The organism is Glaciibacter kafniensis, assembly GCF_039538945.1.
Lineage (GTDB): Bacteria > Actinomycetota > Actinomycetes > Actinomycetales > Microbacteriaceae > Cryobacterium > Cryobacterium kafniensis.
The window spans coordinates 154,452-173,409 of sequence record NZ_BAABCN010000003.1 but is presented as its reverse complement, the minus strand read 5'-3'; the positions used below and the strand labels follow the sequence as shown (position 1 = coordinate 173,409).

General features: G+C 65.5%; 8 protein-coding genes. 3 read left to right on the top strand and 5 right to left on the bottom strand.

Annotated elements, in window-relative coordinates:
• Positions 1–27 precede the first annotated feature (27 nt).
• From ABD791_RS08735 to ABD791_RS08715, 5 genes are all read right to left on the bottom strand, one after another.
• The gene (locus ABD791_RS08735) at positions 28–1,656 is read right to left on the bottom strand and encodes an InlB B-repeat-containing protein (protein ID WP_345064973.1); all 1,629 of its coding nucleotides are present in this window, start codon (positions 1,654–1,656) and stop codon (positions 28–30) included.
• Between the two features lie 623 nt (positions 1,657–2,279).
• Positions 2,280–4,082 (bottom strand): InlB B-repeat-containing protein, encoded by a 1,803-nt coding sequence (locus ABD791_RS08730; protein WP_345064970.1) that lies wholly within the window; start codon positions 4,080–4,082, stop codon positions 2,280–2,282.
• Positions 4,083–4,449: 367 nt separating this feature from the next.
• Positions 4,450–6,264 carry an InlB B-repeat-containing protein gene (locus ABD791_RS08725; protein ID WP_345064967.1) on the bottom strand — a complete coding sequence of 605 codons (1,815 nt, stop codon included), beginning with the start codon at positions 6,262–6,264 and terminating at the stop codon, positions 4,450–4,452.
• Between the two features lie 419 nt (positions 6,265–6,683).
• Entirely contained in the window at positions 6,684–9,542 is a 2,859-nt protein-coding gene (locus ABD791_RS08720; protein WP_345064964.1) for a leucine-rich repeat protein, read from the bottom strand.
• Positions 9,543–9,936: 394 nt separating this feature from the next.
• Complete coding sequence (locus ABD791_RS08715) at positions 9,937–11,379, bottom strand: helix-turn-helix domain-containing protein (protein WP_345064961.1); 1,443 nt, start codon at positions 11,377–11,379, stop codon at positions 9,937–9,939.
• A gap of 136 nt (positions 11,380–11,515) precedes the next feature.
• Here ABD791_RS08715 and ABD791_RS08710 point away from each other — a divergent pair, with 136 nt between their 5' ends.
• The 3 genes from ABD791_RS08710 to ABD791_RS08700 all read left to right on the top strand — a co-directional run bounded on the left by ABD791_RS08710 (position 11,516) and on the right by ABD791_RS08700 (position 18,922).
• Positions 11,516–13,366 carry a phosphoenolpyruvate carboxykinase (GTP) gene (locus tag ABD791_RS08710; RefSeq protein WP_345064958.1) on the top strand — a complete coding sequence of 617 codons (1,851 nt, stop codon included), beginning with the start codon at positions 11,516–11,518 and terminating at the stop codon, positions 13,364–13,366.
• 387 nt (positions 13,367–13,753) lie between these two features.
• A complete protein-coding gene (locus ABD791_RS08705; RefSeq protein WP_345064955.1) occupies positions 13,754–16,717 on the top strand; it encodes an MMPL family transporter in 2,964 nt (987 codons plus the stop codon).
• Between the two features lie 93 nt (positions 16,718–16,810).
• Positions 16,811–18,922: a hypothetical protein gene (locus ABD791_RS08700; protein ID WP_345064952.1), complete on the top strand. Its 2,112-nt coding sequence runs from the start codon at positions 16,811–16,813 to the stop codon at positions 18,920–18,922.
• Positions 18,923–18,958 lie beyond the last annotated feature (36 nt).

Sequence of the window (18,958 nt, the reverse complement as noted above, 5' to 3'; positions counted from 1 at the left end):
CTGGTCGAATGCGTGCATGAGATATTCCTACACACTGCGGATGCGGCGGCGCGCGATCAGCAATCCGCCAAGCGCGAGTGCCGCGAAGGCTGCGAGCAGTGCAGCGGTGAAGTCGGCAGGTCCGGTGGAGGCGAGCACGGCGGCCGGTGCCGGCTTGGTGGGGGCCGGCGCGGTGGGCGCGGCGGTCGGCTCAGTGGTCGGCTCGGGCGTCGGCGGAACGACAGCGTTCTCGGTCCAGCCAGCGTAGAGCGCGGTATCGTCGCTGATCGCGGTGCTGAAGTCGAACTCCGTGGTCAACGCGACATCCGTGAACCAGCCAGTGAAGGTGAAACTGGATGCGCTCGGTGCGGCCGGCTTCGTGGCGAGCTCTCCCACGGTGACGGTCTGATCGGCGATCGACGTGCCGTGGCCGTTCATCTCGAAGCTCACGACGGCGGTGTCGGCGGGCGGGACGACAATCTCGGCCCAGCCGGCGTAGAGGGTGGTGTCAGCGGTGATCGCGGTGCTGAAACTGAACTCGTTGGCGAGCGCGGCATCCGTGAACCAGCCGCCGAAGGTGAAACCGGATGCGCTGGGCGCGGTCGGTTCGGTGGCGGTCTGGTCGACGGCGATGGCTTGGCCGTCGATCGCGGTTCCGTGACCGTTGAGCTCGAAGTCGACCGTCGCAACCGCCTGGCTCGCGTATCCCTTCCAGGTCGGTGAGGTGAACCCGCCGGGGAGCGCGGCAGAGGTGCTGAACGCCCACGGGTAGGAGACGAGCACACCGAACGGGCCGAAGGACGCCCAAACCGGGTCACCGTCGCCCGTGATGTCGATGATCGTCGTCGGGGCGGCCCCGGTGAAGGTGACGTTCTTCAGGGTCGCATTTTCCGCCGTGAATAGTGCCGATTCAAGGTGCAGGGGGTCGTAGAGGTAGTTCGAGGAGAACGCCGCGCCGCCAATCGTCGTGACCGAGCTTCCCGCGGTGATGGTCTGCAGGTGGTTGTAAGCGAATGCGCCCTGGTTGATGATCGTGACCGAGTTGGGGATCGTCAGATCAGTGAGCACGTTCAAGATGAAGGCGACCGGTCCGATCTCGGTCACGCCACTGCCCAGATGCAGCTCCGCGATCTGATTGAGGGCAAAAGCTGCGCTGCCGATGGTGGTGACCGAGTCGGGAAGGGTGAGTGTGGTCAAGGCGTTCACTGCGAATGCAAATTGCCCGATGCTGGTCACCGTGTTGGGAATGCTGACCGCCGTGAGCCCAGTTCCGCTGAACGCGTAGTCGCCGATCGCGGTGACCGTGTAGATGATCGTGTTGAGGGTGACGGTGGACGGGATTGTCACGTCGAGGGTTCCGGGGGTGTAGCTGGTGAGCGTGGCGCCGGCCGCCACGTTGTCGGCGTCGGCTTCGAAGGTCATGTCGTCGATGACGCCGGAGACGGGGGAGGTGGCGGCGAGCAGTGCGGGAGCGGCGAAGGCAGTGGCGCCCTGGTCGGCGCCGATCGCGAGGCCACCGAGCAAATCGTCGACGTCGGGCGCAGCGTGCGCGGGCGCGGCGAAGGCGAGCGAACCGACACCGATGAGCAGGCTCGCGGTGAGCACGGAGGCGAGTCGGACAAGCCCGTGACGGATGCGCCCCACGGGTCGCGTACTGATCGTCAGTGGTTGGGGCATCAAGAATCTCCTGTGATCTGAGAGCGCACAGGGCGATTCGCCGGCGCAGCGCCGGGGCGCGCTCATCAGCCTAACGGTGGAGATGGCCCATTTATGGACGCTGGCCAAGATTTCGCGCCCCCAAAGGAGGGGGTCACAGTGTTGCCGCCAGTTAGCGCCGAAGGAGGCCGCCTGGTCTGCGCGACCCTCTCCGTTCCTGAACCCGCCCCTGCCCCTTTTCGTAGGTCGAGCCTGTCGAGACCCCGTTCGCCGACCTCGGGACCTGGCCCAGCGCGCGCCGGCGCGGTACCGCGTTCAGGAGTGGAGGTGTGTCGGCCGTGACCTGCCCGCGGATTCCCGGGCCGCCGCATCCGCAACACGCACTCCGTTCCTGAACCCGGTCCCGCGCGATCACCGGCCGAGCGCGACCACCGGGCGCGCCGCCCGACACCCGTCGGGGTCTCGCACGAGCGCCCGCGCAGTGAGCGATAGGGCGGTTCAGCCCAAGGGTGCGCTCCAATCGTCGGCGTGTGGCCTCCCGAAGCGACGATTCGGGCGCACGCGCGGGACGGGCGGGGGAGTCAGGCTCAGGGCGACGGCCTCGCGCGCCAACTGTGACAACGCGCGAGACCCGCTGGTGTCGGTTAGGGGTTGCGGATGCGTCGGCGCCGGATGAGGAGACCGCCACCCGCGAAGAGCGCGGCAAGGGCTGCGACCAGTGGAATCGTGAGAGTGGAGGTTCCGGTTGCGGCGAGTGTCGCGACCGGCGTGACCGGCGTGACCGGCGGGGTGGTTGTCGGCGGAACGACGACGGCGTTCTGCTTCCAGCCGGCGTAGACGGTGGTGGGGGCGGTGACTGGGGTGCTGAAATCGAATGTCGTGGCGAGTGAGGCATCGGCATACCAGCCGGTGAAGGTGAAGCCGGATGCGCTCGGTGCGGTCGGCTTCGTGGCGAGGTCCCCGACGGTGACGGTCTGGCTGGCGATCGGTGTTCCGTGGCCGTTGAGGTCGAAGCTGACGGTGACGGCGGTCACGGGTGGAACCAAGTTCGTCGTCCAGTCGGCGTAGAGGGTGACGTTGCCGCTGAGTGCGGTGTCGAAGTCGAACGCGTCGGTGGCCTCGGCATCCGTGAACCAGCCGGTGAAGGTGAATCCGGATGCGGTCGGTGCGGTCGGTTCGGTGGCGAGTTCTCCGACGGTGACGGTCTGGCTGGGGATCTGCGTGCCGTGGCCGTTCATCTCAAAGTTGACGTCGACGGTGTCGGCGGGCGGAGTGGTCCAGCCGGCGTAGAGGGTCGTATCAGCCGTGATCTCGGTGCTGAAGCTGAACGCGTTGGTGAGGGCGGCATCCGTGAACCAGCCGGTGAAGGTGAAGCCGGATGCGCTGGGCGCGGCCGGTTCGGTGGCGACGCTTCCGACGGTGATGGCCTGGCTGTCGATCGCGGTTCCGTGACCGTTGAGCTCGAAGTCGACGGTGGCGATGGCCTGGCTGGCGTACCCCTGCCAGGTTGGTGAGGTGAAGCCGTCGGCGACTCCGTTGTCGGTGCCGAACGCCCACGGGTAAGAGACGAGCACGTCGAACGGGCCGAAGGAAGCGTTAACCGGGTTGCCGACGCCCGTGATGTCGGTGATGGTCGTGGGGGCGGCCCCGGTGAAGGTGACCGTCTTCAGGGTCGCATTTTCTGCCGTGAACTGGGAGAGGCCGGGATTCGCGAGATCATAGGGATAGTTCGCGGAGAACGCGGCGGCGCCAATCGATGTGACGGAGCTTCCCACCGTCACGGTCTGCAGGTGGTTGTAAAAGAAAGCGAGATCACCGATTGTGGTGACCGAATCGGGGATCGTGAACTCGGTGAGCAGGTTGTAGCCGAATGCGACCGGTGCGATCTCCGTGACGCCACTGCCCAGATTCAGCTGCGTGATCTGATTGATCATAAAGGCCCCGGGGCCGATGGTGGTGACCGAGTCGGGGATGGTGACGGCGGTCAAGTCGTTGACAAAGAACGCTTGCTCCCCGATGGTGGTGACCGTGTTGGGGATGGTGACGGCGGTCAAGTCGTTGACAGCGAACGCATGATCCCCGATGGTGGTCACCGTGTTGGGGATGGTGACAGCGGTCAAAAAATCGCCAGCGAATGCGCTGTTGCCGATCGCGGTGACGTTGTACGTGACCGTGTTGATGGTGACGGTAGCCGGGATTGTCACGGCGTGAGCGCCGGGCGCGTAGTCAGTCAGGGTGGCGCCAGCTGCGACATTGCTGGCGTCGGCCTCGAACGTCATATCGTCGACGATGCCAGAGACGGGCGTGGGCGCAGCATGCGCGGGTGCGGCGAAGGCCAGCGAACCCACACCGATGAGCAGGCTCGCGGTGAGCACGGAGGCGAGTCGGGCAAGCCCGCGACGGATGCGTACTTCGGGTCGCGTACTGCTCGTCAGTGCCTGGGACATGAAGAATCTCCTGTGATCTGAGAGTGCACAAGACGTATTTCCGGTGCGACGCACGGAGCGCAGGCATCAGACTACCGGCGGAGGTGGCCCATTTATAGGTGCCAACCAGGGATTTGTACCCCCAAGGCAGGGGACATTTCGGTGCGGGGTGATGCCGTTGGCCAACCCTGAAACGAGCCATCCATCTGAAGTGACCGTCGCGAATTGCCAGAGATGGCCCCATGGATGCGATCCATGGGGCCATCTGTGACATCTCGCGGAGGTACAGGGGCACCGGATGCGCGGCATCCGGTGCCTGGGCAAACTTGCCCCACCCAGCGGTCGAGCGTGTCGAGCTCGCTGGCCGGTCTCGACACGCCCGCTTCGGTTAGTTGCTGCGGATGCGGCGGCGCATGATCAGGAGTCCGCCCAGCACGAGCGCGGCGACGGCGGTGAGCAGCCCCAGCGTGGGATCGGCGGTTCCGGTGGCGGCGAGCGTGGCCGTCGGCGTGGCCGTCGGCGTGGCGGTCGGCGTCGCCGTGGGGGTCGCCGGAACGACTGCGTTCTCGGTCCAGCCCGCATAGAGGGTGGTGGCCGCTGTGATCTCGGTGCTGAAGCTGAACGCGTCGGTCGCCGCGGCATCCGTGAACCAGCCGGTGAATGTGAAGCCGGATGCGGTCGGTGCGGTCGGTTTCGTGGCGAGTTCTCCGACGGTGACGGTCTGGCTGGGGATCTGCGTGCCGTGGCCGTTCATGTCGAAGTTGACGGTCGTGCCGGTGACCGGCGGAACGAGGTTCTCGGTCCAGTCGGCGTAGAGGGTGACATCGCCGGTGAGTGCGGTGTCGAAGTCGAACGCGTCAGTGGCGTCAGCATCCGTGAACCAGCCGGTGAAGGTGAATCCGGATGCGCTCGGTGCGGTCGGTTCGGTGATGAGTTCTCCGACGGTGACGGTCTGGCTGGGGATCTGGGCGCCGTGGCCGTTCATCTCGAACGAGACCGTGGCGGGCGTCTGCACCCACTTGGCGTAGAGGGTGGTGTCACCGGCGATCGAGTCGCTGAAGCTGAACGCGTTGGCGAGTGCGGCATCCGTGAACCAGCCGGTGAAGGTGTGGCTGGCGGAGGCGGGGGTGGCCGGTTCGGTGGCGGACGCGCCGACAACGACGCTCTGCGCGGCAAGTGCGTCACCGAAACCGTTCAGCTCGAAGTCCACCGTGGCGATGGCCTGGCTGGCGTACCCCTGCCAGGTCGGCGAGGTGAAACCGGTGGGGAGCGTGGCGGAGGTGCCGAACGCCCACGGGTACGAGACGAGTACGCCGAACGGGCCGAAGGAAGCGTTAATCGGGTTAGTGGCGGCGTCGACGACGACGCCCGTGATGTCGGTGATTGTCGTGGGGGCGGCCCCGGTGAAGGTGACCGTCTTCAGGGTCGCATTTTCCGCCGTGAACTGAGAGATGCCGGGATTCGCGGGATCATAGGGATAGTTCCCGGAGAACGCTGCCGCGCCAATCGTCGTGACGGAGCTTCCCACTGTGACGGTCTGCAGGTGGTTGTAGGCAAAAGCGGCATCGCCGATGGTGGTGACCGAATCGGGGATCGTGAGCTCGGTGAGCAGGTTGACGGCGAATGCGATCCGTGCGATCTCAGTGACGCCATTACCCAGATGCAGCTCCGCGATCTGGTTATTGAGGAAAGCCCCGAAGTCGATGGTGGTGACCGAGTCGGGGATGGTGAGCGTGGTCAGTGCGTTGCCAAAGAATGCTTGCTCCCCGATGGTGGTGACCGAGTCGGGGATGGTGAGCATGGTCAGTGCGTTGCCATAGAACGCTTGAGGCCCGATGGTGGTGACCGTGTGGGGGATGCTGAGCGCGGTGAGCCCCTTTCCGGAGAATGCGCTGTTGCCGATCGCGGTGACGTTGTACGTGACCGTGTTGATGGTGACGGTGGCCGGGATTGTCACGTCGAGAGCCTCGGGCGTGCTGGGCGTGTAGTCGGTCACAGTGGCGCCGGCCGCGACAGCGGTGTCGTCGGCCTCGAACGTCATGCCGGCGACGGTGTCAGACACAGGCGCAGCGTGCGCGGGTGCCGCGAAGGCCAGCGAACCCACGCCGATGAGCAGGCTCGCGGTGAGCACGGAGGCGAGCCGGGCAAGCCCGCGACGGATGCGCCCCTCGGGTCGCGAACTGATCGTCAAGGGCTGGGGCATGAGAATCTCCTGTGATCTGAGAGCGCACAAGACGTTTCCCCGGCGCGGCGCACGAAGCGCGCTCATCAGCCTAGCGGCGGAAATGGCTCAGTTTTGTGTGCTAACCAGGGATTTGCACCCCCAAGCTGGGGGCCAATTTGTCCCATCCTGATCGGTGGTCGAGCCTCCTCGGTGGTCGAGCCTCCTCGGTGGTCGAGCCCGTCGAGATGGTGGGTCGAACTCGAGGCCCAACCTCACCGGGTACCGAAATCAGGAGCGGAGGCGTGTCGGCCGAGGCGCTCCCGCGGAATCACGCGGAATCGCCGGCACCCGCTTCCGCGACACGCCCTCCGCTCCTCATTTCGGACCTGCCCATCCCGTCGGTCGAGCCTGTCGACCCCGCGAGTCGATCGCTCTCGACACCGGTCCAGCCTCGTGGGTTAGGCGTTGCGGATGCGGCGGCGCGCGATCAGCAATCCGCCGAGCACGAGCGCAGCGACAGCTGCGAACAGTGCGGCGGTGATGTCCGTCGTTCCGGTGCTGGCAAGTGAGCCGGCAGGCTTCGGTGTTTCGGTGGCAGTCGCGGTCGGCGCATCCTCGGTTGGCGGAACGATGACTGCGTCGGTGTTCCAGCCGGCGTAGAGCCTGGTGTCAGCGGTGACGGCAGAGCTGAAGTTGAACGCGCTCGTGAGTGCAGTATCCGTGAACCAACCGGTGAACGTGTAGCCCGACGCGCTCGGTGTGGTCGGCTGGGTGGCGAGTGCTCCCGCGGTGATGCTCTGGGCTGCGATTTGTGTACCGTGGCCGTTCATCTCGAAGGTCACTATGACGGTGCCGACGGGCGGGGTGACCGGCGGAACCGTGTTCTCAGTCCAGCCTGCAAAGAGCGTGATGTCGGCGGTGATCGCGGTGCTGAAGGCAAACGCGTGCGTGAGCGCAGCATCCGTGAACCAGCCGGCAAAGGTGAATCCGGATGCGCTCGGTGCGGTTGGCTGGGTGGCGAGCTCTCCGACGGCGACGGTCTGGCCGGCGATCGGCGTGCCGTGGCCGTTCATCTCGAAGGCGACGGTTGCCGTGACAGTCGGTGTAGCGGAGTCGTCGGTCCAGCCGGCGTAGAGCGTGGTGTCGGTGGCGATCCTGGTGCCGAAGCTGAACGCTGCGCCGAGCGCGACATCGGTGAACCAGCCGGTGAAGGTGAATCCGGCTGCGCTGGGCGTGGTAGGCAAGGTGGCAACGTCACCAGCGATGAGGTGCTGTGCGGGGATCTGCGTACCGTGGCCATTCATCGAGAAGGTCACCGTCGCCGGGACCTGGGGGAAAGCGGCGTAGTCCATCCACGGCGACGTGAAGGTGCCGCCGGGCTGAGAGCTGTCGAACTTCGGAAGGTAAGACACGAGAACGTCGAATGGACCGAATGAGCCGTTGCTCCCCTTGCTCGTGAATGTGGTCGGGGCGGCGCCGGTGAAGAAGACGTTTTTCAGGGTCGCGGTGTTCGCACTGAAGCTGGGATCGCCGGGCGTGGGGACAAAGTTCGTCGAGAACGCGGCATCTCCAATCGACGCGATCGAGCTACCGATTGTGACGGCCTGCAGACGATTGGCTGCAAACGCTGAGTTGCCGATGGTGGTGACGGAGTCGGGGATGGTGAGGGTGGTCAACAGGTTGCCGGAGAACGCTGAATCACCGATGACGCTGAGGCTGCTACCGAGCTGCAGCGTCGCGATTTTGTTGGCGGAGAAGGCGTTCCATTCGATGGTGGTCACCGAGTCGGGGATGACGACGGCCGTCAGTTGGTTGTTGGAGAAGGCACCGAATCCGATGGTGGTGAGAGCCTGGGGGAAGCTGACGGACGTGAGCTGGTTGTTGGAGAAAGCACCGTATCCGATGGTAGTGAGAGCCTCGGGGAGGCTAACGGACGTCAAACGATTGTTGGTGAAAGCAGAGCCTCCGATGGTGGTAACACCGCTACCCAATACGAGTGTCTCAATTGCACCGTATTCAAAAGCATTATTGCTGATTGTGGTGACGGAATCGGGGATGGTGACGTGCGTCAGCTTGCTGTCGGCGAATGCTCTATGGCCGATCGTGGTGAGGCCGCTGCCCAGTGTCAAGGTCTCGAGTTTGTTCCCCCAGAAAGTACCATCGCCAATGGTGGTCACGGAGTCGGGAATGGTGAGATCGGTCAGCTGGTTGCCGTTGAAAGCGTCGTCTCCAATGGTTGTGAGGCCGCTGCCCAGCGTCAAGGTAACAAGCAAGTTCGATGAGAAAGCACGCTGGCCGATGGCGGTCACGGAGTCGGGGATGGTGACGGTGGTCAACCGGTTGTTGTAAAACGCAGAGTCGCCGATGGTGGTGAGGCTGCTACCGAGCTGCAGCGTCGCGAGTGTGTTCGCGGAGAAGGCGTTTGATTCGATGGTGGTGACGGAATCGGGGATGACGACGTCGGTCAGCTGGTTGTTGGCGAAAGCACTGGATCCGATGGCGGTGAGGCTGCTACCGAGCTGCAGCGTCGCGAGTGTGTTCGCGGAGAAGGCTTCCGATCCGATGGTGGTGACGGAGTCGGGGATGACGATGTCGGTCAGTCGGTTGCTGGCGAAAGCATAGTCGCCGATGGTGGTGAGGCTGCTACCGAGCTGCAGTGTCGCGAGTGTGTTCCCGGAGAAGGCGTCCGATCCGATGGTGGTGACGGAGTCGGGGATGACGACGTCGGTCAGCTGGTTGGTGAAGAAAGCTCTAGATCCAATGGTGGTGAGAGCCTCGGGGAGGCCAACGGACGTCAAACGGTTGTTGCTGAAAGCAGAGCCGCCGATGGTGGTCACGGAATCGGGGATGGTGAGCTCGGTGAGCTGGTTGCTGTTGAAAGCGTTGTCTCCGATGGTGGTGAGGCCGCTGCCCAGCGTCAGTGCATAAAGCCAGTTCCCGGAGAAAGCACCCTCGCCGATGGTGGTGACGGAGTCAGGGATGACGACCAATGTGAGGCCCTTCTCCTGGAATGCCCCCGCCCCGATCGCGGTGACGTCATAGTCAGTGCCGTCGACGGAAATGGTGTCCGGAATTGTCATGTCGAGTGGACTGGGCGTATAGTCCACGACCGTTGCGCCGGCGGAGCTGTCGTCCGGGTCAAAGCTGAAAGTGATGTCGCCTTGTGTCACTGAAGTGGTCGTAGCGTACGCGGGTGCCACGAAGGCCAGGGAGCCGGCTCCGACCAGCAGGCTGGCGGTGAGTACCGAGGCCAGTCGTGTGAGTGAGCGACGGATGCGTCCGCCGGGTCGTGAGAGGGGTGTCGTGCGTGTAGGCATCCGGGATCTCCCTGATCGTACGCGCAGGATCGTCCCAAGCGCAGCACATTTCTGCGCGTCACCAGCGTATCGGCGGGGTGGGAACGAAATCGCTGATCTGCCCGGTCCCGTGCCCCCACTTCGGGCCGGCCGAGGCTGCGGCGAACAGATCGACCGGTTCGCCGCCGCGCACCGCCGGGAGGTCGAAGCCGTGGCGTGGTGCATCAGCGGCTGATGCGGCCAGGCGGGTGGCGCGCGCCGCTGAGTGTGTGCGACGTTCGCCTGGTACGCGGCGCAATCACCGCGGCATCACCGGGGACTATCGGACGGTCCCGCTCGCGCGGTTAGATGCGTGCATCTGGCGCCGGCGCCGACCAGCCTGCTTCGCGTGTTGAACACGCAATCAACGGGCGCTTCACTCTGCCGCGTGCGCCTCGAGAAACTCGTAGACCTCGGTGTCGTCGACCCCGGGAAAGGTGCCAGAGGGCAGCGGCGAGAGCACATGCGCGTGCAGGCGCGCACTCGGCCAGGCGTTGCCGACCCAGCGCGACGCGACCTCGCCCTTCGGCTTGCGACAGCACGATTCGTCGGGGCAGCGGGAGACCGCGCGCTGCGTGGTCTCGCGCCCCCGAAACCACTTCGCCTCATTGAACGGAACCCCGACACTGATCGAGAACTCCCCGGCCGACGTCGAACCGGTCTGGGTCGCGCACCAAAACGTGCCGGCCGGCGTATCCGTGTACTGGTAGAACTCGGTCGTGCGGTTGGTGTGGGTGAAGGCGTTGCGCGCGCTCCACTGTTTGCAGACGTATTGGCCCTCGATCGACCCGGTCACATCGGTCGGCAGCGGCAGCCCATCGTTCTCGTAGCCCTTCTGCAGGGCACCGTCACCGTTGACCCGCAGAAAGTGAAGCGTCATGTCCAGGTGGGATGTCGCCAGGTTCGTCAGTCGCAGGGCCGCGGCTTCATGGGTGACCCCGAAGGCATCCCGCAGGTCCTCGACCGCGAGCTCCCGGTTGTTCTTGGCGGTGGTCAGAAACTTGAGGGCCGCCTCCTGCGGCATCAGGCAGGCCGCCGCGAAATAGTTGATCTCCAGTCGCTGCCAGAGAAACTCGGCGTAGCTACCCGGACGCTCATGGCCGAGCAGTCGGTGCGCCATCGCCTGCAACGCCATCGAGCGCAGGCCGTGGCCGCCCGGAATGGACGCCGGTGGCAGGTAAATGCGCCCATTGGCCAGGTCGGTCACCGAGCGGGTCGAGTTCGGCAGATCGTTGACGTAGATCAGACTGAAGCCCAGCTGCTCGGCCATCACGCTCACCTCGCGGTGGGTCAGCGCGCCCGACACATGTCCGGATGCCTTCACTCGCTCTTCGGCCAGCGCCTCGATCTCTGGCATGTAGTTGGCGCGCTCCCGCATCCGCTCACGCAGTTCGGTGTTGGCCCGTCGTGCCTCTTCTGGGGTGGCAATCGCCTCGTTGGCACGGCGGGCGAGCTCCTGGTGCAGGCCGACGAGCGACTCGATGGCCTCGGTGGGCGTGCCCTTGGTGACCTTCACCTGCGGCAGGCCGAGCGCTCCGTAGAGCGCGTTCTTCTGCGCTCGCGCCAGCTCGATCTCGAGTGCGGCGCGGCGGTTAGGGGCCTCCCGGCTGAGCAGGTCGGTGAGTTCCACGCCGAGGGCGGCGGCCACCTCTTGCAAGGCCCCGAGCTTGGGTTCGCGCCGGCCGTTCTCGATCAGTGAGAGCTGACTTGCGGCCAGACCGACCCGCTCGCCGAGCTGGTCGAGGGTCAACCCGCGCTCGCCACGATAGTGACGGATGCGGTGTCCCAGGGTGATGAGATCGGATGCGAGGAGCGCCATTTCTTAAGAATAGCGAAAGAACTGGGTTTCTTAACGGTTCTTTTCTGACCCAGGCCGTATTTTCGGGCGCATTGTGGAGGAACGGAACAAAGTTTCACCCCACTCGTGAAGTCACCCGAAGACGAAAGGCCAGGAGATGACCATCGCAGCTCTCTCAGTTCAGACCAATGGGAATGAAGAACCCAAGAAGTCGGGAACGACCGACCCGCAGTTGCAAGCCTGGGTCGACGAGATTGCCCGGCTGACCCGTCCAGACGAGATCGTCTGGTGCGACGGATCGATGCGCGAAGCAGACCTGCTCTCGAAGCAGCTCGTCGCCGAGGGCAAGCTCATCAGGTTGAACCCGGAATGGCGCCCCAACAGCTACCTGGCCCGCTCCGACCCGAAAGATGTCGCGCGCGTCGAAGACCGCACCTTCATCTGCTCCGAAGATCCGGAAGACGCCGGCCCCACCAACAACTGGGCAGAGCCCACCGCGATGCGCACCGAGCTGACCGGCCTGTTCGCCGGCAGCATGCGCGGGCGCACGATGTACGTCGTGCCCTTCTCGATGGGCCCGCTCGGCGGACCCATCTCACAGCTCGGGGTTGAGATCACCGACTCCCCCTACGTCGTGCTGAACCTCGGCATCATGACCCGCATGGGCGACCGGGTGCTGCAGATGATCGAAGACGGCACGCCCTGGGTGCGCACACTGCACTCCGTCGGATTCCCGCTTGTCTCCGACGAGGGCGTGCGCCGCGACGACGTGGCCTGGCCCTGCAACGACACCAAGTACATCGTGCAGTTCCCTGAGACGCGCGAGGTGTGGTCGTTCGGTTCCGGCTACGGCGGAAACGCGCTGCTGTCGAAGAAGTCGTTCGCACTGCGCATCGCCTCAGTGATGGCCCGCGACGAGGGCTGGTTGGCCGAGCACATGCTGCTCGTCAAGGTCACCTCGCCAGAGGGAAGCGTCTCGCACCTCGCCGCGGCATTCCCGTCGGCGTGCGGCAAGACGAACCTGGCGATGCTGCGCCCGACGATCCCCGGCTGGACCGTCGAGACAATCGGCGACGACATCGCCTGGCTGCGTCAGGGTGAAGACGGCCGCCTGTGGGCCATCAACCCGGAAGCCGGATTCTTCGGCGTCGCGCCCGGCACCGGTGAACTCACCAACCCGACCGCCGTACAGACGCTCTGGGGCAACACCATCTTCACCAACGTCGCCCTGCGCGACGACGGTGACGTGTGGTGGGAGGGCCTCACCGAGACCGCACCCAGCCACCTCATCGACTGGGAAGGCAACGACTGGACGCCGGCTTCGGCTCGCCCGGCCGCCCACCCGAACTCGCGCTTCACCGTCTCTGCCGCGCAGTGCCCCTCGATCGCCGAGGACTGGGAGGCCGCCGGTGGCGTGCCGATCGACGCCATCCTTTTCGGTGGACGTCGTGCGACGAACATTCCGCTGGTCGCCGAGGCGCGCAGCTGGAAGCACGGCGTGTTCATGGGCGCGACGATCTCATCGGAGAAGACCGCTGCCGCCGAGGGAACCGTCGGCGAGCTGCGCCGCGACCCGTTCGCCATGCTCCCGTTCTGCGGCTACAACATGGCCGACTACTGGGCGCACTGGTTGCAGGTCGGCAAGTCGCTCGGCACGAAGGCTCCGGCTATCTTCCAGGTGAACTGGTTCCGCAAGGGTGACGACGGCAGCTTTCTCTGGCCCGGATTCGGCGAGAACTCGCGCGTGATCGAGTGGATCGTGCGCCGTCTCGAGGGCCAAGCGGGCGCAGTGAGCACCCCGATCGGCCTGCTGCCCGACGTCGAAGACCTCAACCTTGACGGTCTTGACCTCTCGGCGGATGCTGCGCGTCAGCTGTTCGAGATCGACAATGCCTCCTGGCAGGTCGAGTGCGATCTGACCGAGGAGTACTTCGCTCGGTTCGGCGACCGCGTTCCGCCGGCACTGAACGCCGAGCTGGCGAGCCTGCGCTACCAGCTGAAGGAGTAGCGCACGCGCGTATCAGAGGGCTCGACTGCGATCAGCGGTCGGGCCCTTTGCGTGTGCCTGAGCCCCAACCCCGTTGATCGAGGAGCAGCCGACGAAGGAGGCCGCGTCTCTGAGGTATTTGGGCCATTTCGTTGGTCGAGGAGCACGCGACGAAGGAGCGCGCGTCTCGAGACCCGGCGAGCCGATCTCTTGACTTGGGTTGCGTTTGAACGTCGGCTCACGGGGTCTCGAGACGGCCGCGGGCGGCCTCCTCGACCAACGCGGACTGCCCTGAGCATTGCGGCAGGCCGAGGTTGCGAATAGATTCGCCGCTGAATCTATTCCGCGCGCGGCCGCCCGTGCAGAGTGGAAACCCGACACAGGCAGTCATCCTCCTGGGGAGACCTCGTGTCCTCATTGCTGTACTCACTCGGTCGCTGGGCTTTCACGGCCCGACGCTGGGTGCTCGGCTTCTGGATCGTGGTTCTCGTGCTGGTCGGCGGCAGCGCCGCACTGTTCAATCAGGGCCTCAACAACGCGATCACCGTGCCTGGCACCGAATCGCAGGAGGCCCTCGACACTCTCGCACACACGTTTCCGCAGGTGAGTGGCGCGACCGCACAGATGATTGTCGTGGCTCCCCCCGGAAGCGCTGTGACCGACGAAAACGTGAAGGCTCCGATCGACGATGCCGTCGTTGAGCTGAACGCGGTCGACCAGGTCTCGAACGCCACATCGCCGTTTGATCCGGACATTGCCGACGCGATCAGCACCGACGGGTCCTCGGGTCTTGTGAGCATCCAGCTCAATGACACCGTCTCCAATATCACCGCCGACACCCAAAGTGCCCTCCAAGACGTGGCGGCTGAGTTGCAGAAAGCGCTCCCGGCCGACTCAGTCGTCTCGCTCGGCGGGCAATTGTTCAGCCAGAGTCTCGCCGGCGTGAGCCTGATCGAACTGATCGGCATCGCCGTGGCACTGGTCGTGTTGATCGTGACCTTTGGCTCGTTCGTGGCCGCCGGCATGCCGTTGATGACGGCGTTTCTCGGGGTGGGGATCTCGATCTCGTTGATCTACGTTGCGACGGCCTTCGGGCCGATCACCTCGACGACCACGGTTCTGGCCCTGATGCTCGGGCTGGCAGTGGGCATCGACTACGCACTTTTCATCATCTCGAGGCATCAGGAGCAGTTGAAGGCCGGACTCGAGCTCAGAGAATCGGCGTCGCGAGCGGTGGCGACGGCCGGCTCGGCTGTCATCTTCGCCGGGCTCACGGTGATGATCGCGCTCATCGGCCTCAGCGTCGCCGGCATTCCGTTTCTGACGACGATGGGCATTGCAGCGGCGGTCGGCGTGATGATCGCCGTCATTGTCTCGCTCACTCTCATTCCAGCGCTGCTCGGCTTCGCCGGCGAACGGCTGCGCCCCAAGCCGAAACGCAACCCGCGCAGGCAGAAGAATCACCGCCAGGCTGCCGTGGCAGCGGATGTCGTGCCTGCCGGCGAGCAGGCGCTCGACGTCGTGCAGACTGCGGATCTCAGGCAGACCACCGACCTCGTACCAGCGGCCGAGGCCGAGCCCGATGGGCTCACCGTGCTGATCGCCGAGTTCGCGACGGCCGGCGAGCCCGAACCCGCAGCATCCGTCGAGATTCCGCAGGAACCAGAGCCAGAGCTATCGCCGCTAGCCGGGAAGAACCGGTTCTATGTCGGCTGGGTGCGGGTCGTCACTTGGCACCCCATCGTCACGATCATCGGCATCGTCGGGGTGCTCCTCATCGTCGCCGCGCCGGCCGTCGGCCTGCGGTTGGCCCTGCCTGACGCCGGTTCTCTTCCTGAAGACGACCAGGCGCGCGTCACTTACGATCTCATCTCCGAGCATTTCGGCCCGGGATTCAACGGCCCGCTCATCGTCACGGGCAGCATCGTGTCGAGTCACGACCCGGTCGGATTGATGGACAAGCTCGGGGCGGAGCTTGCGGCGCTTCACGGCGTCGCGGCCGTGCCGCTGTCGACCCCCAACCAATCGGCGGATACCGGGATCGTGCAGGTGATTCCGACTACCGGGCCAGACAATGAAGAAACCAAGGCGCTGGTCAACGAAATCAGGTCGCTGCACGACCACTTTCTGGCCGAGTACGGCGTTTCCCTCTCGGTCACCGGCGTCACCGCCGTCGGCATCGACGTGTCTGACAAGCTCGCCGCGGCCTTGATCCCGTTCGGACTCATCGTCGTGGGCTTGTCGTTGATCTTGCTCACCATGGTGTTCCGCTCGATTGCCGTTCCGATCAAGGCGACGCTCGGCTACCTGCTCAGCGTCGCAGCGGCATTCGGTGTGGTCTCCCTCGTCTTCGAGGATGGCTGGTTCGCCGACGCTCTGAACGTGGCGGAGATCGGCCCGGTGATCAGCTTCATGCCGATCATCTTGATGGGTGTTCTCTTCGGCCTTGCCATGGACTACGAGGTCTTCTTGGTCTCCCGAATGCGAGAGGACTACGTGCACACCGGCCTCGCCAAACAGTCGGTCAAGACCGGGTTCGTCGGCTCGGCGAAGGTCGTCACCGCCGCTGCGATCATCATGATCGGTGTCTTCGGGGCCTTCGTGCCAGAGGGCGACGCCAACATCAAACCGATCGCACTCGGCCTGGCCGTCGGTGTCTTCGTCGACGCCTTCCTGGTGCGCATGACCCTCGTGCCGGCCGTGCTGACTCTGCTTGGAGACAAGGCCTGGTGGATGCCCGCCTGGCTCGACAAGGCGCTCCCCGAATTCGACATCGAGGGGGAGGGCCTGCACCGCGAGCTCGAACTCCGCGACTGGCCGGAGCCTCATTCGAGAGACATCGTGACAGCCGACGGGTTGTCGCTCTCTGTCGACACCGTGTCGCTCTACTCGGATGTCTCGTTCTCGCTGCCGCCCAACGGAACCCTCATCGTCGAAGGCGATCAGGAGGCCGGAGTTCGTTCCTTGCTCCTCACCCTCGCCGGGCGCACGAAACCAGACGCCGGGCTGCTGAAGGTCGCCGGCTTCGTCGTGCCGGTGCGTGCGGCGTCTGTGCGGTCGCGGGTCGGTTTCGTCTCGCTCGTGCGCTCGAGCGATCCCGTCGCCGACGTGAGCGAAGCGCTGCGTGAGAAACCAGTGCTCCTCGTCATCGACGGGCTTGACCACGTGACGGATGCGTCGGCTCGCCGCGCTCTCGGCGAGACGCTGATCGCGGCCGGCGACGCGGCCAACCAGAAGGGCCGCACCCTCGCGATCGTCGTCGGCACGGCATCCGTCACCGGCGTCGCCGACGTGATCGCCGCCCGCGACACTGCCGTCGTCACCCGGATCATCCCGGATCTCGCCCTCGACGTCGTGCCGGCATCGAGCTGACTCGACCGACCTGACTCGACCTGAACCGAAGCGACTCGAACTGAAACGACAGAACTGAAACGACAGAACTGAACCGACAACAAAGGTGACACCATGAGCACCCTGCTTGAACGACTCGGATTCGCCCGCACGGCCGGCCGGCTGGGCTGGCCGGCCCTGATCGGAATCGTTCTGGTTCCGGTGGTGGTGGCCGGAATTCTGATCTGGGCCCTCTGGAACCCGGCCCAGCGACTCGACCACGTCACCGCCGCGATCGTCAACAATGATGTGCCCGTCACGATCAATGGCCAGACGGTTCCGCTGGGGCGTGAACTCGCCGCGGGCCTGGTCGACGGAACGAGTACGACCTCGACCAGCACCGCAGCGCCCACCTCATCAGCGCCGAGCACCGCGGCACCCAGTACGGCGACACCGAGCGCGCCCAGCCCCACTCCCACCCCTGCGCCCACCAATACCGCGATGCCGGTCTCTCCGATCGGTGGTTCCGGCAGCGACGAGACGCTCAACTACACCTGGGTGATCACCGACGCCGACGATGCGAAGGCCGGGCTCGCCAACGGTAGCTACGCGGCGGTGATCACGATTCCCTCAGACTTCTCTGCGGCGGCGACCTCCTACACCGGGCCTGCGGCCGACGCGAAACAGGCAACGATCGACGTGACGATGAGCGGCACGAGCACGGTCGTCGACAACGCGATCAGCCAGGTCATCTCGACGACCGCCGCCTCGGTAGCCGGCAACCAGCTCACCACGACCTACCTCGAGAACGTGTACACGAGCTTCACCACGCTCGGCACCCAGCTCGGGCAAGCGGCGAGCGGGGCAGATTCTTTGGCGGCGGGAACCACCTCACTGGCGAGCGCGTCGGCCCAGCTTTCGAGTGGTGCGACGCAGCTCGCCGCCGGCGCCTCCAGCTTGTCAGAGGGGGCGTCGCAGCTCTCGGGCGGGCTCGACCAGCTGTCGGGAGGGCTCGATACCCTGCAGCAGCAAACGGCATCGTTGCCGGCGCAGACCAGCCAACTCGCCGACGGAGCACAGGGGCTGGCCAACGCACTTCATGCGGTGAACGCCGCCCTCGCTCAGAAGATTGCCGACCTCCAAGCGCAAATCGCCACCCTGACCACGCAGGTTCAGACCATCTGCGCGCCCGGTCTGCTTCCGGATGCCTGCGCCTCGGCGAAGGCAGCCCTCGCGGCCGCAACGGCCGATCTCACCTCGTTGAGCTCGCTGGCCGCGTTGGCCCCGCTTGCTTCCTCTGCCGACCAGGTTGCCGCAGGGGCGTCGCAGCTGGCCGCCGGCATGCCGTCCGTTTCTGCGGGAATCAGCCAATCGGCATCCGCTGCGGCGACGTTGGACTCGGCCGGCGCGAGCGTTGCTTCGGGGGCGGCCTCGCTGGCGACCTCGGCCGGGTCGCTGGCGACCGGCGCCCAGTCAGTGGCCGACGGTGCGGCAAGCGCAAACTCCGGCGCCGCCGAGCTAGCGACAGGACTCCACAGCTCGGTACAGCAGGTGCCGAGCTTTACCGAGAGCGAGAGCACCCATCTGGCCGGGGTCGTTGCCGCCCCGGTCGTGGTTGGCAGTTCCAGCGGATTGGGCGTTGGCACCAGCAGCGTGCCGTTCTACGCGGTGCTGGCGCTGTGGCTCGGCGGCTTGGCCAGCCTGATGGTCCTGCGGGCCACGCCCGTCCGAGCATTCGGGTCGACCAAGTCGTCGCTCGCGCTGGCGGTGCGCTCGTTCCTGCCCGTCGCCGCAGTCGGCGCCGTGCAGGGACTCGTGGTCACCGCCATCCTGTCGAGCGTCGTCACCCTGAACACCGGCGGATGGTTCGCCCTCGCCGGCATCGCCGTTCTCGTCGGCGTCGCCTTCTCGGCGGCCAACCAATCGCTGGTGGCTCTGTTCGGCGGGGCCGGCCGGTTTCTCTCGATGATTGTTGCGCTGGTGTTGATTGCAACCAGCATCATCGCCACGGCTCCTGCTGCACTGTTCACGCTCGGCAGCCTGATGCCGACGCAGCCGGCCGTTGATGCCTTCCACGCGATACTCAACGGCGGCAGCGCTGGTGGCAGTGTCGTCGGCGCGCTTGTCGGCCTCGTACTCTGGACGCTCGGCTCTCTCCTCGTCAGCACGCTGGCGATCGCGCGAACGCGCAGTGTGCCGGCACGACAACTGGTGCCCTCGATCACCCGGGTAGGGGAGCCGGTCTGATGCCTGGTGACAAGCGATCCGCCCGGGCGTGGGGAA